Source organism: Terriglobales bacterium (assembly GCA_035651995.1).
In the GTDB taxonomy this organism is placed as follows: domain Bacteria; phylum Acidobacteriota; class Terriglobia; order Terriglobales; family Acidobacteriaceae; genus DASRER01.
Genome location: DASRER010000030.1, coordinates 20,818 through 46,223, shown reverse-complemented (window position 1 = coordinate 46,223; position 25,406 = coordinate 20,818). Strand labels below are relative to the sequence as shown.

Annotated in this window: 26 protein-coding genes; 13 read left to right on the top strand and 13 right to left on the bottom strand. The window is 64.7% G+C overall.

Annotation, left to right across the window (positions count from 1 at the left end; all coding sequences use genetic code 11):
- Positions 1–37: 37 nt before the first annotated feature.
- The gene (locus tag VFA60_11055) at positions 38–244 is read right to left on the bottom strand and encodes a hypothetical protein (protein HZQ92322.1); all 207 of its coding nucleotides are present in this window, start codon (positions 242–244) and stop codon (positions 38–40) included.
- 136 nt (positions 245–380) lie between these two features.
- Here VFA60_11055 and VFA60_11050 point away from each other — a divergent pair, with 136 nt between their 5' ends.
- On the top strand, positions 381–593 hold the full coding sequence (locus VFA60_11050) for a hypothetical protein (protein HZQ92321.1): 213 nt from the start codon (positions 381–383) through the stop codon (positions 591–593).
- A 124-nt stretch (positions 594–717) separates the two neighbouring features.
- Here the strand turns inward: VFA60_11050 and VFA60_11045 are convergent, their stop codons facing one another.
- The 4 genes from VFA60_11045 to VFA60_11030 form a co-directional block, all read right to left on the bottom strand.
- Positions 718–1,641 (bottom strand): hypothetical protein, encoded by a 924-nt coding sequence (locus tag VFA60_11045; GenBank protein ID HZQ92320.1) that lies wholly within the window; start codon positions 1,639–1,641, stop codon positions 718–720.
- 8 nt (positions 1,642–1,649) lie between these two features.
- The gene (locus VFA60_11040) at positions 1,650–2,849 is read right to left on the bottom strand and encodes a hypothetical protein (protein HZQ92319.1); all 1,200 of its coding nucleotides are present in this window, start codon (positions 2,847–2,849) and stop codon (positions 1,650–1,652) included.
- A gap of 14 nt (positions 2,850–2,863) precedes the next feature.
- Positions 2,864–3,412, bottom strand: coding sequence for a hypothetical protein (locus VFA60_11035; protein HZQ92318.1), 549 nt, complete (start codon positions 3,410–3,412; stop codon positions 2,864–2,866).
- Between the two features lie 439 nt (positions 3,413–3,851).
- A complete protein-coding gene (locus tag VFA60_11030) occupies positions 3,852–5,450 on the bottom strand; it encodes a S41 family peptidase (GenBank protein HZQ92317.1) in 1,599 nt (532 codons plus the stop codon).
- 336 nt (positions 5,451–5,786) lie between these two features.
- Between VFA60_11030 and VFA60_11025 the strand changes: the two genes are divergently transcribed.
- From VFA60_11025 to VFA60_11015, 3 genes are read left to right on the top strand one after another with little or no spacing between them, the layout of a single operon-like run.
- Positions 5,787–6,098, top strand: coding sequence for a TatA/E family twin arginine-targeting protein translocase (locus tag VFA60_11025; protein ID HZQ92316.1), 312 nt, complete (start codon positions 5,787–5,789; stop codon positions 6,096–6,098).
- Positions 6,091–6,897 (top strand): twin-arginine translocase subunit TatC, encoded by an 807-nt coding sequence (gene tatC, locus VFA60_11020; protein HZQ92315.1) that lies wholly within the window; start codon positions 6,091–6,093, stop codon positions 6,895–6,897. Before VFA60_11025 ends, tatC begins: the two co-directional genes overlap by 8 nt.
- On the top strand, positions 6,894–7,844 hold the full coding sequence (locus tag VFA60_11015; protein HZQ92314.1) for a M28 family peptidase: 951 nt from the start codon (positions 6,894–6,896) through the stop codon (positions 7,842–7,844). The genes tatC and VFA60_11015 overlap by 4 nt, the downstream gene beginning before the upstream one ends.
- A gap of 150 nt (positions 7,845–7,994) precedes the next feature.
- On the opposite strand, the gene VFA60_11010 is transcribed toward VFA60_11015, so the two are convergent.
- Entirely contained in the window at positions 7,995–8,498 is a 504-nt protein-coding gene (locus VFA60_11010; protein HZQ92313.1) for a Rieske 2Fe-2S domain-containing protein, read from the bottom strand.
- A gap of 175 nt (positions 8,499–8,673) precedes the next feature.
- Here VFA60_11010 and VFA60_11005 point away from each other — a divergent pair, with 175 nt between their 5' ends.
- From VFA60_11005 to VFA60_10995, 3 genes are all read left to right on the top strand, one after another.
- Positions 8,674–10,125 (top strand): M20/M25/M40 family metallo-hydrolase, encoded by a 1,452-nt coding sequence (locus VFA60_11005; GenBank protein ID HZQ92312.1) that lies wholly within the window; start codon positions 8,674–8,676, stop codon positions 10,123–10,125.
- An 87-nt stretch (positions 10,126–10,212) separates the two neighbouring features.
- Positions 10,213–11,136 (top strand): carbon-nitrogen hydrolase family protein, encoded by a 924-nt coding sequence (locus VFA60_11000; GenBank protein ID HZQ92311.1) that lies wholly within the window; start codon positions 10,213–10,215, stop codon positions 11,134–11,136.
- Positions 11,137–11,286: 150 nt separating this feature from the next.
- Complete coding sequence (locus tag VFA60_10995) at positions 11,287–12,204, top strand: TerC family protein (protein HZQ92310.1); 918 nt, start codon at positions 11,287–11,289, stop codon at positions 12,202–12,204.
- A 71-nt stretch (positions 12,205–12,275) separates the two neighbouring features.
- On the opposite strand, the gene nadB is transcribed toward VFA60_10995, so the two are convergent.
- A complete protein-coding gene (nadB, locus tag VFA60_10990; GenBank protein HZQ92309.1) occupies positions 12,276–13,844 on the bottom strand; it encodes an L-aspartate oxidase in 1,569 nt (522 codons plus the stop codon).
- Positions 13,845–14,056: 212 nt separating this feature from the next.
- Between nadB and aroB the strand changes: the two genes are divergently transcribed.
- Together aroB and VFA60_10980 are read left to right on the top strand one after the other, a co-directional pair.
- Positions 14,057–15,154, top strand: coding sequence for a 3-dehydroquinate synthase (gene aroB, locus VFA60_10985; GenBank protein ID HZQ92308.1), 1,098 nt, complete (start codon positions 14,057–14,059; stop codon positions 15,152–15,154).
- A gap of 133 nt (positions 15,155–15,287) precedes the next feature.
- Complete coding sequence (locus VFA60_10980) at positions 15,288–16,067, top strand: ubiquinone/menaquinone biosynthesis methyltransferase (GenBank protein HZQ92307.1); 780 nt, start codon at positions 15,288–15,290, stop codon at positions 16,065–16,067.
- A gap of 94 nt (positions 16,068–16,161) precedes the next feature.
- On the opposite strand, the gene VFA60_10975 is transcribed toward VFA60_10980, so the two are convergent.
- Positions 16,162–17,235 carry an NAD-dependent epimerase/dehydratase family protein gene (locus VFA60_10975; GenBank protein ID HZQ92306.1) on the bottom strand — a complete coding sequence of 358 codons (1,074 nt, stop codon included), beginning with the start codon at positions 17,233–17,235 and terminating at the stop codon, positions 16,162–16,164.
- A 25-nt stretch (positions 17,236–17,260) separates the two neighbouring features.
- A complete protein-coding gene (locus tag VFA60_10970; GenBank protein HZQ92305.1) occupies positions 17,261–18,304 on the bottom strand; it encodes a peptidylprolyl isomerase in 1,044 nt (347 codons plus the stop codon).
- A 162-nt stretch (positions 18,305–18,466) separates the two neighbouring features.
- Here VFA60_10970 and VFA60_10965 point away from each other — a divergent pair, with 162 nt between their 5' ends.
- The 4 genes from VFA60_10965 (at position 18,467) to VFA60_10950 (ending at position 21,610) form a co-directional block, all read left to right on the top strand.
- Entirely contained in the window at positions 18,467–19,891 is a 1,425-nt protein-coding gene (locus VFA60_10965; GenBank protein ID HZQ92304.1) for a cation-efflux pump, read from the top strand.
- Between the two features lie 3 nt (positions 19,892–19,894).
- Entirely contained in the window at positions 19,895–20,302 is a 408-nt protein-coding gene (locus VFA60_10960) for an OsmC family protein (protein ID HZQ92303.1), read from the top strand.
- Positions 20,303–20,458: 156 nt separating this feature from the next.
- A complete protein-coding gene (locus tag VFA60_10955; protein ID HZQ92302.1) occupies positions 20,459–20,656 on the top strand; it encodes a glutaredoxin domain-containing protein in 198 nt (65 codons plus the stop codon).
- A gap of 3 nt (positions 20,657–20,659) precedes the next feature.
- Positions 20,660–21,610 (top strand): EamA family transporter, encoded by a 951-nt coding sequence (locus VFA60_10950; protein HZQ92301.1) that lies wholly within the window; start codon positions 20,660–20,662, stop codon positions 21,608–21,610.
- A gap of 62 nt (positions 21,611–21,672) precedes the next feature.
- Here VFA60_10950 and VFA60_10945 read toward each other — a convergent pair whose 3' ends face one another.
- The 4 genes from VFA60_10945 to VFA60_10930 form a co-directional block, all read right to left on the bottom strand.
- Complete coding sequence (locus VFA60_10945; protein HZQ92300.1) at positions 21,673–22,920, bottom strand: MFS transporter; 1,248 nt, start codon at positions 22,918–22,920, stop codon at positions 21,673–21,675.
- 28 nt (positions 22,921–22,948) lie between these two features.
- The gene (locus tag VFA60_10940; protein ID HZQ92299.1) at positions 22,949–23,908 is read right to left on the bottom strand and encodes a bifunctional riboflavin kinase/FAD synthetase; all 960 of its coding nucleotides are present in this window, start codon (positions 23,906–23,908) and stop codon (positions 22,949–22,951) included.
- A gap of 117 nt (positions 23,909–24,025) precedes the next feature.
- Positions 24,026–24,793 (bottom strand): MBL fold metallo-hydrolase, encoded by a 768-nt coding sequence (locus VFA60_10935; protein HZQ92298.1) that lies wholly within the window; start codon positions 24,791–24,793, stop codon positions 24,026–24,028.
- A complete protein-coding gene (locus VFA60_10930) occupies positions 24,790–25,365 on the bottom strand; it encodes a DUF1844 domain-containing protein (GenBank protein ID HZQ92297.1) in 576 nt (191 codons plus the stop codon). Before VFA60_10930 ends, VFA60_10935 begins: the two co-directional genes overlap by 4 nt.
- Between the last annotated feature and the right edge of the window lie 41 nt (positions 25,366–25,406).

Here is a 25,406-nt window from a genome sequence, read left to right as displayed (position 1 = left end):
TGCGCATCCCCCGGGCGCGGGCGCCGCAGGCCGGCCGCTAAGCTGCTCGTTGAAACTGCCGAATGAACTCGACCAGGGCCTGGGCGGCCGTGTGCGCTTCCTGAGGGTCGCCCCCATGGCCCCGGCCCAGCAGGATGCCGGCTTCGCTGAACACCTTGTACTCGAACAGGGGCAGCAGGCCCCGGCCGAGGCGCAATGCGCGCTCGATCACGATCCGGAAGGCGGGGTCGGGGGAAACCGGCATAGTACCTCGACGCGCAGAGACTATAGCAGGCGACAGAAAAAATCGTAGCCTGCCGTGCGGGGAAACCAGTCGCACCCTGCATTACCCGACGCTTCGCGGGTGCCAGCGCCGGGCTGTCCCGCCGGGCGGCGCCGCCGTGCAGAAGAACTATCGCGACTTCCGCGTGATCACCATGGCCGAGGCGCCCGAGGTCGCGGTACACATCATCGAGGGCGCCGATCGCCCGGGCGGATTTGGCGAGACAGCCGTGCCGCCCGTCGCGCCCGCCGTCGCCAACGCCGTATTCGCCGCGACAGGAAAGCGGGTTCGGGCGCTGCCCATCAATGCGGCGGCGCTGCACTCAGGATGACAAACGAAAGGCCCGCCCATAGAGGCGGGCCTTCTTCCTTGCAGGTTGAATCGCTTACTGGCTGCCGGTGCGCATGGTGGCGGTGCGCTGGGCGACGGGGAAACGTCGGGCCACCCGGGCCATACTAGCTCCGAGGCCTTTGCGGTGCGCTTTCAAGGAGCTTCAGCGCTTGACGCGCAAAGTCCCTGATCTCTGCCTCCGTCCGGCGGGAAACATCGTCACCCTGGGTCGGTTCGGCCTCTTCGGCCAATTTGCGAAGAATAGGTTCCGCCAGACGCACCGGCTCCTTGCCCATGCGGGCGATTCCCTGAACGGCCGTGAACCGGACTGCGCGGTCTTCGCTTTGCAGCCCTTCAATCATTATTTCCACCAGCCTCGAATCGGCTGGAACCTCGCGGCTACGAATGTTAGCGAGCCCGTTCAGGACGCGAACTCTGGATTGCTCCGTCAACTGGCGGCGCCAGAAGCCCTGTACTGCGGTTATCACCGATTTATCGCCGGCCGCAACTCGTATAACCGCGCCGACCGCCCCGGCCTGCACGTATTCATCAACATCGGTACGTTTCAGATAGGCCAACCAGATCGGGACAACCTCGGGAGGAGGCGCAGGCTGAAGGCCGCCGAGCGTCATTAAGGCCAGGCTCCGAATCCGCTGATCCGGTGAGTTCAGCTCCCGAGCGACATCCGGCAGGTGGTCACGAAGGAGTGTTGCGCTGTCCGGCCGTGCACTAACGGCAAAGAGTGCTACGGCAGCGCAGATACGCGCGTCCAACCGCGAGTCTTTGACTGCCGAAGAAAATTCGGGCATCGTGACCTGGACCTCAGCAGCCTGCGACTTCAGGATGCTGTCTGAAATCTGCTTAACATCGTGATCATTGTAGGAATCATCGGCGCAGCTTCGCTGTCGCAACATCTGCTGAAACTCTTCTGCAAGCGGTCGAGGTGATGACGTCAGCTTCTCGCCTGGTTGAGCGAAGGCTTGCACAGAAAAGAAAATCAGCAGTAATAACCAAATTGCTCTTCGTCCGGGCTTGGGGGTCGCTGGCATGGTTCCTGCTACCGTCCCGTCACTGCCAGCGGGCCTATCTGCGTTGGTCCAACTGAGTTTAGTCCCGCAAGACAGCGACCTATTGAAAGGTAGTCATGGTCCGGGGCGGCAAAATGATAGACAACGGTTCCATTTACCTTAACCTGATGATCGGGATAGCAGTCGTGGCTGTATGTGATCGTGGCGGTCGGGTTTGCGGGAGTGGTCGTGTTGATGACCACGGTGACATCCCAGTCGATGTCGTTTGAGAACACCTGAATCGGGTCGCTTGCAGCTCCGACGAAGTGCACCTGAGCCCGGTGCGCTGCGGGGAATGTCGGGTCGGCGGTAAAACCACCGGACGGCGCCTGCCCTTGCGCATCCCAGAAATAGCAGTCATTCGGTACATGGTCTTCATCAGCGGCGGACAGAGTCGAGCCGTTTGCCGGCGAGCCCCACGCGTACCGGTCACTCAAACCCGTGCCAGGCTGGAAGTTGCTCCAGTTCCCAGTGTCCGGAGCCAGCGTAATGACTTCACGGGTGCGAACCGTTCCTCGGCCGCCGTCGCCTTTGTATATGGCTGGGGCCAACTGCCCCTGGAAGAAGCAGTAGCTAGGAACGGTAACGTGATCAACAGCGATAAAGCTGGCGTATTCCACATCAAACTGCGGAGCGGGCGGCGTTCTCAAGGATTTCCTGGTCTGGTTGGTATACAGATTGTCCACGTTACCCTGAACGGCAGGACCGGGTCCTTGGTTGCGTACAATAGGGCAATTGCAGGTGAAGTTGAAGCCCATGATGTACAAGAAATTAACGAGATCATTGTACATCGTCACCCAGTGCCCATTCTGCCAGACCGGCTCTGACATGATAGCCTCGGCGTAATGCCTGCCCTGCGCGGTGTAATTGGTGTCGAGCTGGGCATCGATTTGGAGTGTTACCGTCGCCGTTCCCCATCCTGTCAGGGTCTGCCCAGCCAGCGCATTGCCGTTATCGTCGAGGATCGAGCAGCGCACGTTAGGGCGGTAGTATTCCTGGATGTCCAGGTCAAGCTGAGTCGTGCAGGTGGCGATAATCTTATTGTTGTTCGCGTCGAAGCTGATCGTTGTGCTGCCTGTAATACCACTTGAGTCGCCGGGAGTGCCGCCGCCACCGCCGCCGTCCTGGGCGGAGACGTGGGTAGGAGCGAGGAGCAACAGCAATAGGGCGGAAATGGCGGCTTTCTTCATGATGTCTCCTTGGATCAGCGCGCGGGGGAGGTGGCCTGTGTTTCGGTTACGTCTTTCTTTACGTACCGGTCAAACTTCGCGAATGAGTCCTCGCCCAGCTCATTGCGAAGGCGGTCGCGAGCCAGCAGAACGAGGTTATTGCGCTCGGTCTGCATGGGTTTGAGCTCGGGCGGAGGCGGCGCCATGGGAATGCTGCTGTTGACAATGCCGTAGGGATAGCGCTCCAGATACTTGTTGATAATGACCTGAGCGCGAGCATCGAGCGCGGCCAGGTCCGCCTCACATTGCAAGGCAATCCGCTCAAGCACTGCGCCTTCAGACTCCGACAGCCGCGCTTCCTTGCGCACGATGCTGCGCAGGTTGGAGCGGTCGTCGCCTTTCTTCTGCGCCTCGTCCGCGATGCCTTTGAGCACCGCAATCTCGTGGAAGATGCGGGCGTAGGCGGCGTGGTCGGGGACGGGCGGCGGCGTATTGGACTGGGCAGGCGTCTGCGCCAAGCAGGTTGCGGCTAAGGACAGAATTGTCGCGGCGCAGACGTAAAGTCTCAGCGCGAAGCTGGTCATCGCGGGCCTCCGGTGAGCGCGCATCCAGCTCGCGCTCAGGCACTCCGCGACTCTACGCGCCCCCCCCCGCGAGGGAGCAAGCGCCATGAAACGTCAACCCGCTAGTTTGGCAATCGCTCCACTGGTTCAAATGCTTTTGAGACCGACCACCTGCTCACGTTGGCCAGAGCGCCGCCTGCAAATCCGCTGAAGGGCCTGAGTACTCTATGGAGGGGAGGGGACGGGTCCCCAACGAAACCCAAGGCCCGGTCTGCGAGTGCACGGGCGAGGTCGCCCGCGTCCACATGGGCCGTGATGGCTTTCCTTTCGTGCCCACCCACTACGTGGGGTAATGCACCGGGCGCGGTGAGAACCTTGCCGGAAATAAGACGCCAGCACCGTACCGCAAAACATAAGCCCGCCGGTGAGGCAGGCTTTGGGTTGACGCGTTCGGAATCGCTTACTGGCTGCCGGCGCGCATGGTGGCGGTGCGCTGCGCAATGATGCGCCGCGCGTTGTCGGCCAGTTCCTTCGCCTTGGGAAGCAGGTCGAGCGCCTTGAGCACTTGCGGGTCCGTTTCGGCGCGGACCTTGAGGCCCTCGGCTTGCCCGAACTCCGCGATGAAGATTTCGCTCTTGATGCTGGCCTTCACCCAGTCGTTGACGTCTTGCAGTTCGGCGTCGGTGAAGGGGACCTTCTCGTCGGCGAGGAAGGTGCGGAAGTCGTGCAGCACCGCGTCGTTGACCTCGAAGTTGCGGTCCACGTGCTTGCCGATCAGATAGCGCTTGGCGAAGTTAAAGAACGCGAAGTGCTGGAGCAGCACGTCCTGGAAGTGGTTGTTCTTGATGGCGGGGCTCTTGATGTCGGGCGTGATGCCGCCGCCGCCATACACCTGGCGTCCACTGTCGGTGGTCTTCAGCTCTTTGTTCGGGTTGTTGTCTTCGTTCTCGAGGTGGTTGTAGTAGTCGTAGAGCGAGACGCCGGAGTACTCGCGCTGAATCAGGCGGCCGCTGGGCGTGTAGTACTTGGCCGTGGTCAGCGCCAGGCCGGTGTTTTCCGACAGGGGATACACGGTCTGCACCAGGCCCTTACCGAACGTGGCTTCACCGACGATGAGGCCGCGGTCGTGGTCCTGGATGGCGCCGGCCACGATCTCAGCCGCTGAGGCAGTGTTGCGGTTCACCAGCACCACCACCGGATACGCCTTGCCGCCATTGCCGCGGCTGGCGCGATAGACCTTTTCCGCCGAAGCGCGCCCGTGGTGCGAAACGATGACCGCGCCCTTGGGCAGGAACTTGTCGCTCACGTCCACCGCTTCGCTGAGCAGCCCGCCGGGGTTGCCGCGCAGGTCGAGCACCAGGCCCTTCAGATCGCCGAACTGATCGAGCGCCTCGGCGACCTCGTGGCCGGTGGTCTCATTGAAGTTGGTGATGTGGATGTAGCCGACGCCCGGCCGGATGAGGAAGTGGACGTCGACGCTGTAGCGCGGAATTTCGTCGCGCGTGAGGGTGAACTCCATGGGCTTGTCCACGCCTTCGCGCAGGATGGTGATGTGAACGGTGGTGCCCTTGGGCCCCTTGAGCAGGTCGGCGACTTCGCCGGTGTTCATGTTCTCGGTGCTCTTGCCGTCAACGGCGACGATCACATCGCCCGGGCGCAGGCCGGCGCGATAGGCGGGCGTGCCCACGAACGGCGCGACCACGATGACCTTGTTATTGCGCGGACCCACCTGCATGCCCACGCCGTAGTACTTGCCGCGCTGGTCTTCGCGCAGCAGGGCGTAGCTCTTGGGGTCGAAGAAGTTGGAGTGCGGGTCGAGCACGCGCAGCATGCCCGGGATGGCGCCGTTGTAGATGGCCTTATCGGCATTCACCGGCTCAGCGTAGTTCTTCTCCACGAGGTCGTAGACCTGGGAGAAGTTACGCAGGCTGTCGCGGATATCAGTGTCACCCGAGGCGGCGCCGGCGCCGATGCGCTGTCCAAAGAGGGCGCCCAGGCAGCCAAACACCAGGATGACGATGAAAACAGAGTAGAAGGAGCGGCGAGAACTGGTGGCCATCGTTGACCTGACACCCCCGGCCGCGTGCTCGCGAAACACGCGGTCGCATGGAAATTACGTGCAGTATAGCACGCTGTTGCGCGGCTTCCCGTGCCGGCGAATCGGCTCCGGCACGCGCCCAAAACACTTTCGGCTTAGACGCGTGCCCGGCCCGGAAGCCACCAGAGAAATAGATGCGCAAGGCCCGTGGCGCGCTTCCACTCAGGCTGCAAACGCCTGAAAAAAGAGAACGCCGGACAACACCCGGCTTGCGCCCGGGTTCCAGTTGCATGGCCACGGCGGCCGCTGGCCCGCGTGCCGCCACTGCTTTATCATGCTGGGGGAAGGATTTGGGCAATGAACCTGGGAATGCCGGAAATGATCTTCATCTTCCTGCTGGCCCTGATCATCTTCGGGCCGCGGAGGCTGCCGGAGATCGGGCGCCAGCTGGGCCGCGCGCTGACCGAATTCAAGCGCGCGTCAAACGAGTTCAAGTCGCAGCTCGAGCAGGAAATCCGGGAAATCGAGTACCAGGAAGCCAACCGCATCGGGCCGCCGGCGGCCGCGCCGGAGGGCACGGTGAGCCAATTGCCCTCCACCACTTCGAGCAGCCCGGCGGTTGACGCCGAGCTGCACTCCCACCACGAAACCCACGGATACGATGCCTGAACTGGAAGTGGAACCGGCGCCGCCCGCCACCGGGCGCGAGCCCATGGCCAGCATGAGCTTCCTCGAGCACCTCGAGGAGCTGCGCCGGCGGATCATCTGGTCGATCGTGTTCATCGCGGCCGGGTTCTTCGCCTGCTGGTGGAAGGCCGAGGTCATTTACAAGTACATGAAGGTGCCGATCGACCAGGCGCTGGTCCGGCACAAACTCTCGCCCGACCTGTTCTTCACCAATCCCACCGAGCCGTTCAACATTTATCTGAAGATCGGGCTGCTGGCGGGAGTGTTCGTCGCGTCGCCATTTGTGCTCTACCAGGTGTGGGCGTTCATCGCGCCCGGGCTGTACCGCCACGAGCGGCGCTACGTGCTGCCGTTCATGTCGTCGAGCGTGTTCCTGTTCCTGGCCGGCGGATTTTTTGCCTACAAGCTGGTGTACCCGGCGGCGCTCGACTTCCTGATCGGCTACGGGGAGCAGTTCAAGCCGATCATCACCATCGGCGAGTACACGGACCTGTTCCTGACCATCATCATCGGGATGGGCATCATTTTCGAGCTGCCCATCCTGGTGTTCTTCCTCTCGCTGATGGGGATCGTGTCGCCCGGCTGGATGTGGCGCAACCTGCGCTACTCGATCCTGGTGATCTTCGTCATTGCCGCGATCATCACGCCGACGACCGACATCCTGAACATGTGCATCTTCGCCGCGCCCATGGTGGCGCTCTACCTGCTGAGCATCGGGGTCGCGTGGATTGTGCATCCCGCACAGCGTAAGAAGCGGGCGGCGAAGAAAGCCGCGCAATGAAGGCCGCCACCCTTAAGGCGGCGGGCCTCGCGCTGACCGCGGCGATCGGCCTCGCATTCACTGTTCCGGGTTGCGCGCAGGCGGGCAAGTCGTCAGCTAAGAAGATTTCGCAATCGCAGCCTGCGCCCGCGACCGGCCCGTTCAGCGGCGAACGCGCGATGCAGTACACGCGCGAGGTCGTGGCCATGGGGCCGCGGCCGGTGGGCAGCGCCGGGCACAAGAAGCTGGAAGAGTATCTGCACGCGCACCTGGCCAAAGACCAGGCCGAGGAAGACGCCTTCACCGCCTCCACTCCGGCCGGCACGTTCGCGATGAAAAACATCATCGCGAAGTTTCCGGGTACGAAGGACGGCATCATCGTTGTCGGGTCGCACTATGACACCTGTTATCCGCTGAAAACGTTTGTCGGCGCCAACGACGGCGGCTCGACGACCGCGCTGCTGCTCGAGCTGGCCAATCATCTGCGCGGCGGCAGGCGCGACGGATACAGCGTGTGGCTGGTGTGGTTCGACGGCGAGGAAGCCATCCGGCAGTGGACGCCCGACGACAGCCTCTACGGCAGCAAGCATCTCGCCGCCAGGTGGAAGGCTGACGGGACCGCCGCGAAGATCAAAGCGTTCCTGCTCGCCGACATGATCGGCGATCGCGACCTCAATATTCAGCGCGACACCAACTCCACGCCCTGGCTGCTCGACCTGGTCGGGCAGGCGGCTGCGAAGCTCAACTACCGCTCCTACTTCTTCGAACAGCAGACGGCGGTTGAGGACGATCACCTGCCATTTGCGCGCATCGGCGTGCCGGTGGCCGACATCATCGACCTCGACTACGGCTACAACAACGTCTTCCACCACACGCCGGAGGACACGATCGACAAGGTGTCCGCGAAGAGCCTGGGGATCTCGGGGAGCGTGATTTTGGAGACGATCAAGATGCTGGACAGTCGTTAGGCTCCCGAAGTGATCCTGAGCGAAGCCTGAGGATTCGCGAAGGCGAGTCGAAGGACCCCTACTCGACCCGTGCAGCCGAGGGTCAGCAGGGACCCTTCGACTTGGCCTCTCCCGCTTCGCGGGGCCGGCGTGCGCTCAGGATGACAAGCCTTACGCCGCCTTCCGCTCCAGCCCCCTCGGCGCCACGTAAACCTCGCCGCCGCGGACTTCCGTTTCGTAGGCCTCGATCTTGCTCTTCGCCGGTCCGGTAACGACGCGGCCGGTGTGGACGTCGAACTGCGAACCGTGCCACGGACACTGCACCGTGCAGCCGACCAGAGCACCGTCGGAGAGCGGTCCACCACGATGCGTGCAGCGGTCGCTGAAGGCGACGATGCCGTCGGAGCAGCGGCCGATGACGACCCGCTCGCCGCGCACACGCAGCAGCATCATCTGGCCCTGGCCGAGCTCGCCGGTGTTGCAGGCAGGATCGTTCCAGCTCGCCAACTCGCGCTCGCGGAATTGTGCGGCGTTGGCGTAGCGGTGGTCCACGCCGATCTGGTTGCGAAACACCAGTGTTCCCCCGGGCCATCCGGAGATGCCGAGCAGCACCACTCCCAGCAGCGACACGAGCAACGACCAGCGCCAGACCTCCGCCTCAGGGCCGCCGCGCATGACCACGACCAGACCCCCTGGAGCGCCAGCGCTGGCTGCAGACGGTGAAGCCGGGGACTGCGTCAAACGCCGCGCTGGTCAGACTGTTCGGCACCGATCTGATGACGGTGCGGATTGATCTGGATCCCAAGTAGCAGGTTGCGCTCGCCGCTCTCATCATTTCTAATCGCGCGCCATGAAGCGACTGCTGATTTGCACTCTTTTGTTTCTTTCTGCCGCCGCCCTTGCCCAGATGCCGGGCGAGCGCGTGATCGAAGAGGCGCTGAAGCCTTCGCCGCTCGGCGAGAACCTCCGCAAGCTGACCGATGAAGTGGGCGGACGCGTGCCCGGCACGCCGGCTTTCGACGGCGCCATCGCCTGGGCCCGGGAGGCGTTCAAGGCCGCCGGCGCCGACTCGGTGACGACGGAGGAATTCACCATGCCGCAGGGCTGGGAGGAAGGCGCGACCTCACTCGACGTGACGGCGCCCACTCGTTTCCACGCCCGTGCCATTTCCATCGCCTGGTCGTCGCCGTTGGCGAAGACGCGTGCGCGCGTGGTGGACATCGGTCGCGGCACGCCTGGCGATTTCGCCAAGGCCGGCGACGTCAGCGGCACGGTAGTGCTGGTTCACTCCGGCGTGCTGAAGACGTGGGAAGACCTCTTCGCCGAGTACCTGGAAGCGCCGGCGATCATCGATCAGGCGGCGAAGGCGAAAGCGGCCGCCATTGCCTTTACCGCGACGCGCGAGCACGACATCCTCTATCGCCACATCAATACTTTCAGCGGCAAAGTGTTCGGCATTCCGCAGGTGCTGATCGCGCGGGAAGATGCCGAGCGGATCGCGAGGCTGCTGGCGGCAGGAAAGCAGGTGGAAGTGGACCTGTCGCTGCCCAATCGCGTGTTGCCGCCCATCCATACGTCGAACGTGATCGCGGAGCTGCGCGGCTCGGAACGCCCAAATGAGTTCGTGATACTCGGCGCCCACCTGGATTCCTGGAACCTCGGCACCGGCGCGCTTGACAACGGCTGCAACGCGGCGCTGGTGGTGGACGCGCTGCGGGCGATCAAAGCGTCAGGCGTGAAGCCGCGGCGCAGCATCCGCTTCGTGTTGTTCTCCGGCGAAGAGCAGGGCACGTTCGGCTCGTGGGACTACGCCAAACGGCACCGCGCCGAGCTCGACAACATGGCGGGCGTGGTCATCTTCGACACCGGCATCGGCGAGGTCACAGGCTTTTCCGTCGGAGGCCGCAAAGATATTGCTACCGAACTGGCGCGCGCCATGCGTCCGCTGGAACGCTTCGGCGCCACGCAGCTCACTGCCGACGCGTTCGTGGGCACCGACAATTACGACTTCCTGATCGAGGGCGTGCCGAACTTCGTGGCCAACCAGAAAGAGGACAATTACCTGGTGAACTACCACGCGACCAGCGATACGTTCGACAAGGTGGACCTGGAGCGGCTGAAGCGGCACGTGGCGATCGCGGCGTATCTCACGACCGCGCTGGCGCACTCGCGGGAGAAGTTCAGCCGCCAGTCACGCCCGGAGATCGAGCAGCTCATGCGCGAAACCCACCTCGACGACCAGATGAAAGCGCTGCGCCTGTGGGACGAGTGGGAGAACGGGAGCCGCGGCCGGCAGAAATGAGAAGAGCGTCATCGGCCCTTAGCGATTCGCCCTTGGCCACAGGCCAAAAGCTGAGAGCCAAAAGCGCCATTCCCGAATCTGATGAGCATGACCTCACGCACAATCCGCGTCGCCATCGTGCAGGGTTCGCCGGAGTTCCTCGACCTGGCGGGCACGCTGCGGAAAACAATCTCGCTGGCCGAGAAGGCGGCGAAACAAGGCGCTCAGCTTGTCTGCTTCGGCGAGACGTGGCTGCCGGGATATCCGGCGTGGCTCGATTCGTGTCCTGACGCGGCGCTCTGGGACCACGCGCCAGCGAAGGAAGTGTTCGCCCGTCTGCGCGCCAACAGCGTTGCCGTGCCGGGTCCGGCGACGCAGGCGCTGTCGGAGGCGGCGGCACGGCTGAAGATCGCCATCGTGATCGGCATCAACGAGCGCGTGGACAGCGGGCCGGGACATGGCACGCTCTACAACAGCATCCTGACCCTCGGTCCCGACGGCGCGCTGCTCAACCGGCATCGCAAGCTGGTGCCGACCTTCACCGAGCGGCTGGTGTGGGGACAGGGCGATGCGCGCGGCTTGCGCTCGGTGGAAGCGCACGGCGTGCGCGTAGGCGCGTTGGTGTGCTGGGAGCACTGGATGCCGCTCGCGCGGCAGGTGCTGCACAACAGCGGTGAGCAGGTGCACATTGCTCTGTGGCCGCACGTCCACGAGATGCTGCAGATCGCCAGCCGCCACTACGCGTTCGAAGGGCGATGCTTCGTCCTCGCTGCCGGACAGATTCTGCGCGTGCGCGACCTGCCCGCGGAGTTGAAGCGGCCGGAGGGAATGGCGCCGGATGATCTCCTGCTGCGCGGCGGAAGCGCCATCATCGGCGCGGACGGAAAATACGTTGCCGGGCCGCTGGGCGCGGAGGAGCAGTTGCTGGTGGCTGATCTTGATCTCACCCAGATCGATCGCGAGAGCATGACGCTCGACGTGACCGGCCACTACTCCCGTCCGGATCTGTTCGATTTTGCGGTGAAGGCGTAAGCGGCGCGTCGCTTGCGAGAACTTCCGCCACAGAGGCGGCGACACAGAGAAAAGCGGGATCAGGCGCCTGCGTCGCGTTTGTCTCTGTGCCTCTGCGGTGGTACGCACTTTTTTCTTTTGCCTTTTGTCTTTTTCCTTTCTACTTAGCGGATGGAAGGTCCCGCCTTCTGGATTGGCTTCAACGTCTTCGTGCTGGCCATGATTGCGATGGACTTTTTTCTGGCCCAGCGCAAGCCGCATGCCATCAAGTTCCGCGAAGCGATGTGGTGGACGGCCTTCTGGGTCGGCCTGGCCGCCGCCTTTGCCGTGCTGGTTTACATCTGGCGCGGGCCGCAGAAGACCCTGGAATTCGCCACCGGCTACCTGATCGAAGAGTCCCTCAGCGTGGACAACCTGTTTGTCTTCCTGGTGCTTTTCGGCTACTTCAAGGTGCCGGAGCAGTACCAGCGCAAGGTGCTCACGCTGGGGATCCTGGGCGCGCTGGTGATGCGCGGGCTGTTCATCCTGGCGGGCGTGGGCCTGATCAACCGCTTCCACTGGATCATCTACGTGTTCGGCGTGTTCCTCATCTACACCGGGTTCACGCTGCTGCGAAAGAGCGACGAAGACGTGGAGCCGGAGAAGAACATTGTCCTGCGGCTGGCGCGGCGCTGGATTCCGATCACCTCGGACTACGAGGGCGACCGCTTCTTCGTGAAGCGCGACACCCGCACCTTCGCCACCCCGCTGTTTGCCGTGCTGCTGGTGGTGGAGACCACCGACGTCGTTTTCGCGCTCGACTCGATACCCGCGATCCTGGCCATCAGCAAAGACCCATTCATCGTTTACACGTCGAACGTCTTCGCGATACTGGGCCTGCGGGCGCTCTATTTCGCGCTGGCCGGCATGATGCAGGTGTTCCACTACCTGCACTACGGCCTGGCCGTCATCCTGATGTTTATCGGCGTGAAGATGCTGCTCTCGGCCAGGTATGAGATACCAATCTTCGTCGCACTGGGCGTCGTGATTCTGGTGCTGGCGATCTCGGTGGGGGCGTCGGTCGCGTTTCCCGCGAAAGTAAAAGCCTAAAACACAAGGAACACAGAGGACCGGAGAGATTTGTCTCTGCGGTTTTTTCCTCTGTGGTGAAGATTCTTTACCTACTCGAAGATCACTGCCGCGTCGCCGCGCACAACCGAGTGCTTCTTGAAGCGCTGGTCGTCGCGGGCAGGGAAATCGGCGCGGTAGTGCGCTCCGCGGCTCTCCTGGCGCGCCAGCGCCGAGCGCGTGATGAGCTGCGCGACGGTGTGCATATTCCACGCTTCGATCTGGCGGCGCGAAGCGCCCGCCGGCAGCAGCGAGCCAAGGCGCTCCAGATCGGCAACTGCCTGCTTCAGACCGGCGCCCGTGCGCACCACGCCAACGTTGTTCCACATCAGCTCGCGAATGGCCGCAATCGGGACTTCAGGATCGGCGGCGGCTGAGTTCGCCGGCCGTGGCGGGTTCTGGCGCTTTGCGGGGCCGGGAGCGGGCCCTTCTTCACGCATCGCAGCGCCGGCGCGCGCGCCGAACACGAGGCCTTCGAGCAGCGAGTTGCTGGCGAGGCGATTGGCGCCGTGCACGCCGGTGCCGGCAACTTCGCCCGCGGCGTAGAGTCCGGCGAGGCCGGTGCGTCCTTCCAGATCGGTGCGCACGCCGCCCATGGCATAGTGGGCGGCCGGACGCACGGGAACCATCTCGGCGGCGATGTCGAGGTTGTACTGCATGCAGGTGGAGTAGATCCGCGGAAAGCGCTTGCGCAGGCGCTCGCCGTTCAGGTGCGTCATGTCGAGGTAGACAACCGCATCGGGGTCCTTGCTGGCTGCCAGCTCGTTGGCGATGGCGCGCGAGACGACGTCGCGCGGCGCCAACTCCGCCATCTCGTGATACTTCGGCATGAAGCGCTCCAGCGCCGCATTGCGCAGGTAGGCGCCTTCGCCGCGCAGCGCCTCCGAGAGCAGGAAGCGCGGCGCACCTTTCAGGTAAAGCGCGGTGGGGTGGAACTGCACGAACTCCATGTCGGTGATTTCGGCGCCGGCATGGAAGGCCATGGCGACGCCGTCACCGGTGGCGACGGTGGGATTGGTTGTTTCGCGATAAACCTGCCCCAGCCCTCCGGTGGCGAGCAGGACGGCGCGGGCGCGGACGCGCGAGCGGCTGCCGTCTCGATTGATCAGTTCGGCGCCGCAGACGCGGCCGGAGTCGGCCCACAGTTCGGCGGTAAACTCAAATTCGGAAAACGTGATCTGCGGCAGAGCGGCGGCGCGGGCGTAGAGCGCGCGTCCGATCTCGCGTCCGGTGGAGTCGCCATGGGCGTGCAGCACGCGGCTGCGGCTGTGGGCGCCCTCGCGGGCGAACGTGAGTTTGGTGCCGCTGCGGTCGAACTCGGCGCCCCAGGCGATCAGCTCTTGGATGCGTTCGGGACCTTCTTCCACCAGGACGCGGGCGGCGGCTTCGTTGCACAGGCCGTCGCCGGCGGCGAGCGTGTCATGCAGGTGGAGGCTGATTTCGTCCTCGTCGCTGAGGGCGACGGCGATGCCTCCCTGGGCGTACTGCGTGGCCGACTCGGTCCACTCGCCCTTGGCCAGCACCAGGACGCGCCCGGCGGGCGCGAGCTCGATCGCCGCACGCAGGCCGGCGATCCCGGCGCCGATGACGAGAAAGTCGAATTCCGAAGGGGTTGGGGCCATGGCGTTCCGCAACGCGCAGCGCGACAGGCATGCACGCAACGCGCAGAGCAACTTTCGATGGTAACACCCGCCGCCTGACCGAACGCCCGCGACGCTGCGTTATCATCGTGAACGAAGAGCCGAGCTCGTACCACAGGTTTACACGGATGACACAGAACACGCCGCTTGTGATCCGTGTTTTTCCGCGTTGATCCGAGGGAGAGGTCATCGAGATGGAGCAAGTCCAGGTCAACGTCGGGCCGCGTCCGTATGACGCGCTGATCGGCTCGGGATTGCTGCGCCACGCCGGCGAGCACATCGTGGCGGCGCTGGAACGTCCGGCGCGCGTTTTTGTGATCACGGTGACGCCGGTCAAGCGGCGATGGTCGGCGCCGCTCGGGAAATCGCTGCGCGCGGCGAAACTCAAGTTCGACGTCATCACCATGCCCGACGGCGAGCGGCACAAGACGCTCGCGTCGCTGGAGAAACTCGCCGCCGAGCTGGCGCGCCGCGGCGCCGATCGCGGCGCCTGTGTTGTGGCGCTGGGCGGCGGCGTGGTGGGCGACGTGGCCGGCTTCCTCGGTTCGGTGTACATGCGCGGTGTTGACGTGGTGCAGGCGCCGACCACGTTCCTGGCGCAGGTGGACGCCAGCATCGGCGGCAAGACGGGCGTGAACCTTCGCGCCGGAAAGAACCTGGTCGGCACGTTTCATCAGCCGCGGCTGGTGATCATTGACCCGGCGGTCCTGGCCACGCTGCCCGAGCGCGAGTATCGCGCCGGGTTGTACGAGGCGCTGAAGTGCGGCGTGATCCGCAACCCCGCCATCTTCCGCTTCATGGAGGAGAACCGCGAAGCAATCCTCGGGCGCGAGCGGCAGGCGCTCGAGTGGCTGATCGCGGCGTGCGTGCGCGTGAAGGCCGAAGTGGTGGGCGCCGACGAGCGCGAGAACGGCCTGCGCCGCATACTGAACTTCGGACACACGCTTGGCCACGCGCTCGAGGCGGACACGGGGTATCGCCGCTTCCTGCACGGCGAGGCGGTGGCCTGGGGCATGGTGGCGGCGTGCCGCATCGCGGAAGAGATGCGTCAGATCAGCCCGCAGCAGTCGCAGCGGGTGATCGACCTGATCCGCGCGTACGCGCCGCTGCCTCGCGTGACTTCGAGCGCCTCCGGCCTGCTGCGCCGGCTGGCGGTCGACAAGAAGACATCGAATGGCGTGCCGCGCTTCGTGCTGCCGGTGGACATCGGCGAGGTGGAAATCGTGGCCGGAGTGCCGGAGAGCACGGTGAGGAGCGCGGTGGAGGACGTCAGGCGGCTCTCCAAAACCTGATTTGCTATTGGTTATTGGCCATTTGTTATTTGTGATTTGCCAACTGTTATTCTTTTCAGGTCCCCCGCTGTTGTTGCAATCACGTTGCCCGTCTAGAAATAACAAATAGCCAATAACAAATCACAAATAACAAATGTCGCAGGCCCTTCGGAAGACGGCAGACGGTGCGGCTCCAGCCGGGGCGACAGACGAGCGCGCGGCCGCCGAGCAGGTGCGGCAGATGTTCACCGACATCGCGCCGCGCTACGACCTGCTGAACCATCTTCTCTCCTGCAACGTTGACCGCCTGTGGTGGCGGCGCACGGCGCGGACGTTTGCCCACATCCTGCGGCGTCCGCAGGCGCGCGTGCTCGACCTGTGCTGCGGTACCGGCGACATGGCGCAGGCGATGCTGCGCGTGCGTGAGCACGCCGGGGCGGCGGGCGGCGGGCCGGGCGTCAATCCGATTACGGGCGTGGATTTTTCCGCGGCGATGCTGGAGCGTGCGCGCGCGAAGTCGACAGGCAAACCGTTGCGCTGGGTGGAAGCCGATGCTCTCCACATGCCGTTTGCCGACGGCAGCTTCGACCTGGTGGTCAGCTCGTTCGGCTTCCGCAACCTCGCCAACTACCAGGCTGGTCTCGACGAAATCCTTCGCGTGCTGGCGCCGGGCGGGGAAGTGGGAATCCTGGACTTCGGCGAGCCCGGCGGCGTGTTCGGCAGGCTCTACGGCTTCTACTTCCGCCGCGTGCTGCCCAAGATCGGCACGCTTATCTCCGGCGTGCGCGGCCCGTACTCGTACCTGCCGGAGTCGGTCGAGCGCTTTCCCGCGCCCGGCGAAATGCGGGAGCGCATGGAGCGCGCCGGCTTCCGCGAAGTGAACTGGACGCCGTACACGTTCGGGATCGCGGGCCTTCACCGCGGGACGAAGTAGAACTGTTCACACGAAGGGCGCAAAAAACACACCAGGGGCATCGGCCAACGCCCTTCGTCGTTCCTTTGTGTCCCTTGTGGGAAACACTGTTGGTTCACGTCGCCAAGGCGGTTGCTGTCGCCGCGGCGGGCTCGCGGCGCACGCTTTCGCGGACGGCGTCTTCCACCGTGTAGCGGATCACGCGCTCGAAGTCGGCGCCGAGGAACCGCTGAAGGTTTCCCAGGTCCATGATGTACTCGCCGGTCAGGTAGGGAAACGCTTCCGGCGGGAAGCCGGAGATGCCCATGCGCCAGGTGATCTCCAGCGCGAGCCTGGCGAGGGCGCGCGTGGGCAACTGGACGAGCTTGGCGCCGGCGATTTCCGCGCAGCGGCCGAGCGAGGGCGGAATCCCGCGGCCGCCCACGTTCAGGATGGTGACCTGCGGACCGGCGTCTGGACGGCGCACGATCCACGCCAGCAGGCGCGCCACGTCATCCACATGAACGAACTGGCAGCGATGCCGCAAATATTTGTCGCCCCAGGGCACGATCATGGGCAGGCGTTTTCCGCGCTCGCGCATGCGTTGCGCGCGCAGTCCCGCGCCCGAGGGCGTGCCGCGCAGCCCGGCCACGAGGTAGTTCTCCACGCTCGGCCCAACGAAAATGTGCGGACGAAGAATGAACGTCCGGCAGGGACTGATGCTGGCGGCGCGCTGCTGCACGACCAGGTCGCACTCCCGCTTGTGGATGGCGTAGGGAAGTGAGTGCCCGCCGAGCGGGAAGTCTTCCTTCACCGGTCCGGGCAGGTTTGGGCCGTAGGCGGAGACGCTGCTGGGAAAAATGAACTTGCGCACCTCGACGCCGCGGCGGCCGGCTTCGGTAATGGCTTCCATCACGCGCGCGGTGCCGGCCACGTTGATCTGCCACATGCGCTCCGGATCCAGCACGCCGGTGCGCACCGCGTCGAGCACGAACGCGAGGTGAATCACGCACGCGGGCTGCTCCTCGCGGATCAGCTTGACCAGGCCGGGGCATGAGTCTTCCACGCCCAGGTCCATGCGGACGAAGCGCGCGGGCTGCTCGCCGCGCGGCTCCACGAAGTCCACGCCGATCACGCGCATTCCAGCGAGCTGGGGAAGCAGCCGGCGTCCCAGGTTTCCCGCCACGCCGGTCACCAGCACGCTTTCCATGCCTGCTCCGTTTATGGATCAAACGCTACTTCGGCTGAGTCATCGTGGGGGCCTGTGGCGGCGCCGGGGGCGCGCCGGTCTTGAAGTATTGCTCGTTGAGAACGGGCTTGAAGTCGCCGAAGATCTGCTGCAAGTCGCGGCGATATGCCTCGGCAGCGAGGATCTGCTTGATGTTGTCGCGTACTTCGTCGAGCGGCAGCGTGCGCTTGGATTCGAGCTTGTAGATGTAGTCGCCCTCGCCGTCGCTCAAAACGGGCGAAATTCCGCCCGGCTGAAGCGCGAAGATGACCTCTTCGTGCGCCGGGTTAAGCGTGCCGCGGCGCCGCGTGCCGAGGTCCACGCTGGGCGGCTGCGCGGCCATTTGCAATTTCTCGTAGGCCTCTCGCTGCAGTGCCTGGAAGTCTTCGCCCTTGACGGCCCGCTCGTGAAGTTGCTGCGCCAGCTTGGCACGATCGGCGTCGCTCATTTTCGGCGCGGAAGCGGGCTGGTTGCGGGGCACGACAATGCGCTGCAGCTTCGCCTCCTGGAACTTCAAATCGTTGCCCTTGTAATAGAACTCCACGGCCTCGGGCGTGATCTGTTCGGCCTTGGCGCGCAAGCGGCGATCGAGGAGCTGGCTGAGCACCTCCATGCGCGCAAAGCGCAGCACCTGCTGATCGGCGGGGGCGGAGCCCACGCCGCGAGACTGCGCGGCATGCGCCATCACCGTCGTCCGGATGATCTGGTTAGCGAGTTGCGCGCGCACACCGGGCGGAGCGTTGGGCGCGATCACGGTGAGCATCTCGTCGAACTGCGCGCGCGTGATCACGGTGGAACAGTCTGCCGCGGCGGCGCCGGGGGCCTTTTCCGGACAAATGCCGGGCATGGTGATGACCGGAGCGGTGGGCGGAATTTCGGCGGGCGCTGTGGCGCCAGCTTCAGGCTTGGCGGATGGAGTTGCCGGCGCGGCGGGCTTGGGGGCTGAAGTTGACGGTTGCTGCGGCGCGGGCTTCGCCGGAGCTGCCGGTGTTTGCTGCGCAATCCCGGCGGAAACTGCAAGCAGGATCAGGAAGCCGGCCAGTGGCTTCAAAGTCAAAGCGATCTCCGAAACGCGCTCAAAGTCAAGATGCTAGCACAGCCAACTGAGGCAGACTGCCGCACAGACGGGTGCTGGGCGTTGCACGTGCGGTGCTCCGCGGTTGCGGCGCCGCTTTGCTTTGCTACCGCCGAGGTCAGCAGCGATAATCGAGGGGTGGGAACGCAGGCCATCAGCGGCGAAATAATGCGCGCCGAGAAGCGCCAGGTGGCGCTCACATCGGTGCTGGCCGCGGTCGGGATTACCGCGCTGAAGGCACTGGTGGGAATCAGCACCGGGTCGCTCGGAATTCTGTCTGAAGCGGCGCACTCGGCGCTCGATCTGGGCGCGGCGCTGATCACGCTTTTTTCGGTGCGCGTCTCCGACAAGCCCGCCGACGCCGACCATCAGTACGGCCACGGCAAGGTCGAGAATTTTTCCGCTTTTCTCGAAACCGGCCTTCTGCTGCTCACTTGCGCCTGGATCGTGTTCGAGGCGATACGCCGCGTCACGCTCCACCACATCCACATCGAGCCCAGCGTGGCGGCATTCGTGGTCATGTTTGTCTCGATCATGCTGGACGCGTGGCGTTCGCGGGCGCTGCGCCGCGTGGCAATCAAATACGACAGCCAGGCCCTGGAGGCGGACGCGCTTCATTTCTCCACCGACGTGTGGTCAAGCACGGTGGTGATCGTGGGACTCGCGCTGGTGGTGCTTGGCGACCGCCTCGGCGTGCCCAGCCTCGCGTATGCCGATATCGTCGCCGGCCTCGCCGTGGCAGGCGTGACTGTGTATGTAAGCTCGCGGCTGGCGCGGCAGACGATTGACGCCCTGCTCGACGCCGCCCCGGCCGGCATTCGCACGCGCATCGTGGAAGAAGTGGCGCGCGAGGATGGCGTGGTCGGCGTGGAGCGTGTCCGGATACGGCGCGCCGGCAACCGTTACTTCGCCGATCTCTCCGTCGCGCTGGCGCGCAGCGTGACTTTCCAGCGCTCCGAGCAGGTGGCCGAAGCGGTGACCGAAGCAGTGCACCGGGTGCTGCCCGATGCCGACGTGGTGGTGCACTCGGTGCCGCGCGCCTCGCTCACCGAGAACATTTTTGACCGCATCCGCGGCGTCGCGACGAGGAACAACCTGGTTGTCCACGACGTGAGCGTGCAGGACCTGGGCGGCCGGCTTCACGTGGAGCAGCACTTGGAGCTCGACGAATCGCTCACGCTGAAGGACGCACACGACCGCGTGACCCGTCTCGAAGCGGAAATGCGCGAGGAGCTGCCGGAAATCGCCAGCATCCTTACTCACATCGAAAGCGAGCTGGCGACCATCGAGACACCGGACGAAGTGCTGCACGATTCGCGCATGGAGCGCCGCCTGCGCAGCGTGGCGCGCGAGTTTCCCGAAGTGGAGGACCTGCACGAGCTGACCCTCACGCGCGTGCGCAACCGCATCCACATGACTTGCCATTGCACGTTTGCCGACAATCTTTCGCTCGCGCGCGTTCACGACGTGCAGACCGCGCTGGAAATCCGCTTCAAGCAGGAAGTGCCGGAAATCTTCAAAGTGCTGATTCATCCCGAGCCGCAGACGGACAACAGGAGATAGCGAATGCACACCACGGCTTGCGCAATCTGGGTTGATGGCGAGCGCTTCGTCGCGACCGGCACAAGCAATCACACCGTTCCGATGGATTCGGACCGCGAACGCAACACTGCTCCCGGGCCGATGGAAATGGTGCTGATCGCGCTGTGCGGCTGCACGGCGACGGACGTCGTTTCCATTCTCCGGAAGAAACGCGAGCCGTTCACGCGTGTGGAGGTCCGCGCCGAAGCGCAGCGCGCCGAGACGCCGCCCAAGGTATTCACCACGATCAAGCTGGTCTACAGAGTTTCCGGCAAGGTGGCGCGCAAAGCGGTGGAGGATGCGGTACGGCTGTCGGAGGGGAAGTATTGCTCGGTGTCCGCAATGCTGAAGAAAGGGACCGCGATCAGTTACACCATCGAGCTGGATTCATAGCCGGCTGCGACGCCCGCGGCGCCTGTTCGGTAAGAACTTTCCTGGTTCCACGCGCATCAAACATTGTGCGTTCGCCCTCGACGCGTGCATACTCTCAGCCCCATGCCGCAACTGCGCGTGCAGCTTTTCCTGACGCCCGGCTGACCGCCGTGCCTGGTGATGCGGGAACTCCTCTCGGCGAGAGGAGTGGCCTTTGAGGAGCGCGACGTTTCCGCCGACCGCGGCGCGCTGCGGGACATGGTGCGCCGCTACCACAGCCGCACCACGCCCACGGTGGTGGTGGGCGAAGAAGTGGTGATCGGCTTCGATCCCCGGCGCCTCGAAGAACTGCTGAACGCGCTCGAATCGCATTAAGCTTTGAAGCGCTTTCCTGACTGGGAATATCCAATCGCAATCAACGCACATCCCATTCGCGGATACTTCTATATAGCCGGCGCGGCGTTGTGCTGGGCTGCGTCGGCGGCGATGGCGCGCGCTGTCTTTACCGGCAAGCTGCTCGCCAGTGCAACCGGCGGCCAGCCGTTGGGCCCGCTCATCCTCTCGCAGACCCGCGTCACCCTCTCGCTGCTGGTGCTGCTGCCGGCGCTGCTGCTCGTCCGCGGGCGCGCGGCGTTTCGCATGCCGGCTGCTGACTTTGTCCGCTGCCTTCTGATCGGAACGGCGGGAATTGCAGCCTCCAACTACTTCTATTACCTCGCCGTGCAAAGGACCACGGTCGCTACCGCCATCACGTTGCAATACCTGTGCCCGATTCTCGTGCTCTCGTGGATGGTGGCGCGCGGACTGCAGCGCGCCACTGCGCAACGGGTGAGCGCGGTCCTGCTCGCCGTCGCCGGATGCGCGCTCGCCATCGGGTTGGGCCGCGCTGAAATCCGGCTGGTTCCGGCGGGGGTGGCTGCCGGCCTGGGCGCGGCCGTCGCCTTCGGCTTCTACAACGTGATGGGACGCGGCCTGCTCGAGCGCTACGACCGCTGGGCGGTTTTCACCTACGCCATGCTCGGAGCGTCGGCGTTCTGGGCGGTGGTGAACCCGCCGTGGAAGATCGCGGCGGCACACTACTCCGCCGCGCAATGGGAGTTCATGGCGCTGTTCGCGCTGGTCTCCATCCTGATCGGATACGCCCTCTACTTCTCAGGGCTGGCGGAGCTCGACGCGACGCGCGCCGTGGTCACCAGCTGTCTTGAGCCCGTGTTCGCGATTTTGCTGACCGCGGCGTTCCTCGCTGAAGGCTTGTTCTGGAGCCAGGCGCTGGGCGTTGCGCTGGTGCTGGCGGGGACGATCATCATTCAGACAGTGGAGAGCGGATAGCGGAGAGTGGATAGTGACGTCCCCTCGGGCAGGTTTGCTACTCACGATGCGCTATCCACTGGTTATTCGAGCGGCTTGCCCTTCGTCTCCGGCAACTGCATGCCGGCCAGCGCTGCCAGGAAGAACGACACGCCGCACAAGCCGAAGGCCCAGCTCAGGCCGTAGTGCTGCCCCACCCATCCAATGACGGAAGGCGCAATCGAGCTGAGGGTGCGCGCGCCGTTGTAGGTGAAGCCGAGCGCGCGGGCACGGACGTCGGTCGGGAACACCTCGCTGGCGATAATTCCCGAGCCGGAAAAGAATCCCGTGCCGAAGAAGGCTACCGGCGTCCCGAGGACGAGCAGCGCCATCGGATCGCGCGCAATGGCGTAGAGCGGCACCAGCAGCGCCGCCATCGTCGTGTAGAGGACGACGCTGCGCCGCCGGCCGATCTTATCGGCCACCCAGCCGAAGCCGGCGTAGCCGGGGAACATGCCCACCAGGTTCAGCACCACGAGCATGGTTGTGACCTGGGCGGCAGGGAAGCCGCGTCCGCCTTCACCGGCAGGCAGCGACAAGTACGCCGGCACCCACGTGAACAGTCCCCACCAGGCAAACATGCCGAAAAAGTTCATGAAAAGCAGCGCGAGCGTTGGTCGAACCCAGCGGCGCGAAAAAATCTCGCGGAATGCAACCGTCGGCTGGGTTTCGCCGGAACCGCTCCCCTGGCGCGACTTCCACATTTCCGATTCAGGCACGTCTTTGCGAATCCAGAGCGTGACCAGGGCGGGCAGTACGCCCACGAAGAACACGGCGCGCCAGTTCCAGCGCCGCAGCACGGTCCACGACGTGAGCGCCGCCAGCGCGTAGCCGATCGCCCACGAGCTTTGGACCAGGGCGATGGCCCTGGCGCGCAGATGTGTCGGCCAGGTTTCGGCGACGAGCGTGGCGCCCGTGTTCCACTCGCCGCCCATGCCGAGTCCGAGGATGAACCGGAAGGCGGCGAGCATGAGGATGGAAGTGGACAGGCCCGAGGCAAACGAGCAGATCGAGTACGTCAGAATGCTGAGCATCAGGGCGCGGGTGCGCCCGATGCGGTCGGCGACGAGCCCGAACATCACACCACCGATGCCCGAAGCCAGCAAAGTAAGGGTGTTGAGCAGCCCGGCGGTCGCTTTCGACATGCCCAGGTCGCGCATCACGTGCGCCAGCACGAGCGCGTAGAGCATGACGTCGAAGCCATCGAGCATCCAGCCGAGCGCGGCGGCGATGAGCGTCTTGCGCTGGGCCGGGCCGACGGTCAGCTGCGGATTCTGCGCGATGGCGGACACGAGTGAGGGATTGTACGCGAGGGCGAGGCTAGCGTTTGGCCGCCAGGTTGCGGGCCTCGCACGCCCGGAAGTACCGCTGTGCGCGCTTCACGTCGCGCGCGATCTGGGCGCGCAGCGCCTCCACGCCGGGAAACCTGATCTCCGGACGCAGCCGGTACAGGAACGAAAGCTTCACGTCGCTCTCCGGCGCGACCTCGATGGGATGAAAGTTCAGCAGGTGCGTCTCCACCGCGAAGCCGGCGCCGTCGAACGTGGGCCGTGAGCCCACGTTGCTCACCGACTGGAAGCACTCCCCGCCAACTTCCGTACAGGTTATGTACACGCCGTCGCCGGGAAGGAGTTCGTCGTAGCGGGCGAGGTTGATGGTAGGGACGGTGTACCTGTGTCCGACTCCGCGGCCGCTGGCGGGCGGAGCGGCGATGCTGAACGGCCGGCCGAGCAACCGCTGCACGCGCGTCACACGGCCTTCGGCAATGAGCTGCCGGATGCGGCTCGATGACACCACGTCGCCGCGCACCCGCATTTCCGGATACACACGCAGGGAAAAGCCAAGCTCGCGGCCCAGCGCCTCGAGCTGCCGAACATCGCCGGCGGCGTCGTGTCCGAAGCGAAAATTGAAACCCTCGTGTACCTCGCGTGCGTTCAGCTTCTCCGCCAGGATCCGCCGCGCAAAGTCGGCGGGAGACATTTCGGAAAGCTGGCGTGTGAAGGGCAGCACCAGCACGGCGTCGAGGCCGGCGGCCCTGAGCAGCTCGAGCTTCGCCTCGGTTGGCGTGAGCATGCGCGTCTTCGACCCGGGCCGCAGCACGCGCACCGGGTGTGGGTCGAAGGTGACGGCCAGGGCGCGGGCGCCCAGCTCCCGCGCCCGCTCCACCACCTCACGCAGCACGTTGCGGTGCGCCAGGTGCACGCCGTCGAAGTTGCCCACGCTGAGCACACTGGGCCCGTAGTTCGCGGGGACTTGGTCGAGTTGGCGAAAGATCTGCATGATGCAAAGCACTCAGCAGTTAGCACTCAGCATTCGGCCCTTGCACATCCGGGGTGCGAATGCGCACTTTCGCCGAGGCCCATCGGAGGCTGAATGCTGACTGCTGAATGCTGGTTTTCACAATTCAAACTCCAGTTTCAGGCCGTCGTGCGCCAGGCGGACGTGTTCGGGCAGCGCGCCGTTGGTTTCTTGGTGGCCGAGGTCGTGCGAAATATGCGTAAAGAAAGCGCGGCGCGGCTTCAGCTCTTCCACAAGGCGCAGCGAGTTCTCCAGCGTCGAGTGCGTGGGGTGCGGCTTGCGGCGCAGAGCGTCCAAAAACAAAATGTCGAGCTCGCGCAGGCGGGCCATCGACGCGTCAGGAATCTCGCTGTGGTCGGTGAGGTACGCCATGTTTCCCACCCGATAGCCGTGGATAGTGGCGTCGCCGTGCATGACCGGCACCGGCTCAAAACACACGCCGAACAGGTCGAGCGGCCCGGTCATCTCCTTGAGCTCGACCTTGGCCAGCCCGCCGTACTTGTAATCGTTGTCAAAAATGTAGCGGAAGATGCTGCGCAGCGTAGCCAGCGTTTCAGGATGGGCGTAGAGCGGAATGTTGCCGGTGCGGAAGCTGAGCGGGCGCAGGTCGTCGAGGCCCAGGATGTGATCGGCGTGGCCGTGGGTGTAGAGCACGGCGTCGAGCGTGCGGATGCCTTCGCGGATGGCCTGCTCGCGGAAGTCGGGCGTGGTGTCGATGAGCACGGTGTGGCCATCGAACTCCACCAGCACCGAGGGACGCGTGCGCCGGTCGCGCGGATCGCGGGAGGTGCACACGGCGCAGCCGCAGCCGATGGTGGGGACGCCCATCGACGTCCCCGAACCGAGCACGGTAAGGGTTGCTTTCATCGCTGGCCGACGGTCGGCTCGCCCGGCGCGGGCTGGCGCGTGAGCATGTTGGTGATCTCGACGAACGCCATGCGCAGGCGGAAGAGCGCGTCCTGCAGGACGGCGCGCTCGCCCTCGGTCAGATTACCGCGCGTTTTCTCCTCGAGCATGGAGAGCGTGTCAATGGTGTGGCGCGCGCCCACCAGGTCCACCTGGGGCTGCTCGCCTTTTTCGTGCAGCATACCGAGCTGCATCATCGCCGTCATGTACATTGACGCGACCAGACTCTCGAAGCTGACCTGGAGCTTTTCCGGATGATGCTGGTTCCCCAGCGCTTCGCGCAGAATGTCGTCGACCTTCGCGCCGGCGTCGCGGAAGGCGCTGTGGCTGGCTTGATGCTCCTCGGCTGAGATTGGCGGCGGAGCGGCCGGAGCGGCGTTCGCGGCAGGCGTGGTCTCAGCGGCAGGCAGAGGCGGCGACGGAGCGGTTTCCTGCCGGCGCTCTTCGTCAACCACATCGGGGCGCAACTCGCCTTCGGCGTTGAACAGCCGGCGATCGGTGACTTTCAGTTCGGGTTCGTTCTTCGGCGACATCGCAATCTCACTCGGAAAGGAATGTATGTATTACCTCAAGT

Bases quoted from the DNA above. Each gene is read 5' to 3' on its own strand.
- VFA60_11055 (HZQ92322.1), bottom strand. From the start codon at position 244: ATGCCGGTTTCCCCCGACCCCGCCTTCCGGATCGTGATCGAGCGCGCA.
- VFA60_11045 (HZQ92320.1), bottom strand. From the start codon at position 1,641: ATGCCAGCGACCCCCAAGCCCGGACGAAGAGCAATTTGGTTATTACTG.
- VFA60_11040 (HZQ92319.1), bottom strand. From the start codon at position 2,849: ATGAAGAAAGCCGCCATTTCCGCCCTATTGCTGTTGCTCCTCGCTCCT.
- VFA60_11035 (HZQ92318.1), bottom strand. From the start codon at position 3,412: ATGACCAGCTTCGCGCTGAGACTTTACGTCTGCGCCGCGACAATTCTG.
- VFA60_11030 (HZQ92317.1), bottom strand. From the start codon at position 5,450: ATGGCCACCAGTTCTCGCCGCTCCTTCTACTCTGTTTTCATCGTCATC.
- VFA60_11025 (HZQ92316.1), top strand. From the start codon at position 5,787: ATGAACCTGGGAATGCCGGAAATGATCTTCATCTTCCTGCTGGCCCTG.
- tatC (HZQ92315.1), top strand. From the start codon at position 6,091: ATGCCTGAACTGGAAGTGGAACCGGCGCCGCCCGCCACCGGGCGCGAG.
- VFA60_11015 (HZQ92314.1), top strand. From the start codon at position 6,894: ATGAAGGCCGCCACCCTTAAGGCGGCGGGCCTCGCGCTGACCGCGGCG.
- VFA60_11010 (HZQ92313.1), bottom strand. From the start codon at position 8,498: ATGCGCGGCGGCCCTGAGGCGGAGGTCTGGCGCTGGTCGTTGCTCGTG.
- VFA60_11005 (HZQ92312.1), top strand. From the start codon at position 8,674: ATGAAGCGACTGCTGATTTGCACTCTTTTGTTTCTTTCTGCCGCCGCC.
- VFA60_11000 (HZQ92311.1), top strand. From the start codon at position 10,213: ATGACCTCACGCACAATCCGCGTCGCCATCGTGCAGGGTTCGCCGGAG.
- VFA60_10995 (HZQ92310.1), top strand. From the start codon at position 11,287: ATGGAAGGTCCCGCCTTCTGGATTGGCTTCAACGTCTTCGTGCTGGCC.
- nadB (HZQ92309.1), bottom strand. From the start codon at position 13,844: ATGGCCCCAACCCCTTCGGAATTCGACTTTCTCGTCATCGGCGCCGGG.
- aroB (HZQ92308.1), top strand. From the start codon at position 14,057: ATGGAGCAAGTCCAGGTCAACGTCGGGCCGCGTCCGTATGACGCGCTG.
- VFA60_10980 (HZQ92307.1), top strand. From the start codon at position 15,288: ATGTCGCAGGCCCTTCGGAAGACGGCAGACGGTGCGGCTCCAGCCGGG.
- VFA60_10975 (HZQ92306.1), bottom strand. From the start codon at position 17,235: ATGGAAAGCGTGCTGGTGACCGGCGTGGCGGGAAACCTGGGACGCCGG.
- VFA60_10960 (HZQ92303.1), top strand. From the start codon at position 19,895: ATGCACACCACGGCTTGCGCAATCTGGGTTGATGGCGAGCGCTTCGTC.
- VFA60_10940 (HZQ92299.1), bottom strand. From the start codon at position 23,908: ATGCAGATCTTTCGCCAACTCGACCAAGTCCCCGCGAACTACGGGCCC.
- VFA60_10935 (HZQ92298.1), bottom strand. From the start codon at position 24,793: ATGAAAGCAACCCTTACCGTGCTCGGTTCGGGGACGTCGATGGGCGTC.
- VFA60_10930 (HZQ92297.1), bottom strand. From the start codon at position 25,365: ATGTCGCCGAAGAACGAACCCGAACTGAAAGTCACCGATCGCCGGCTG.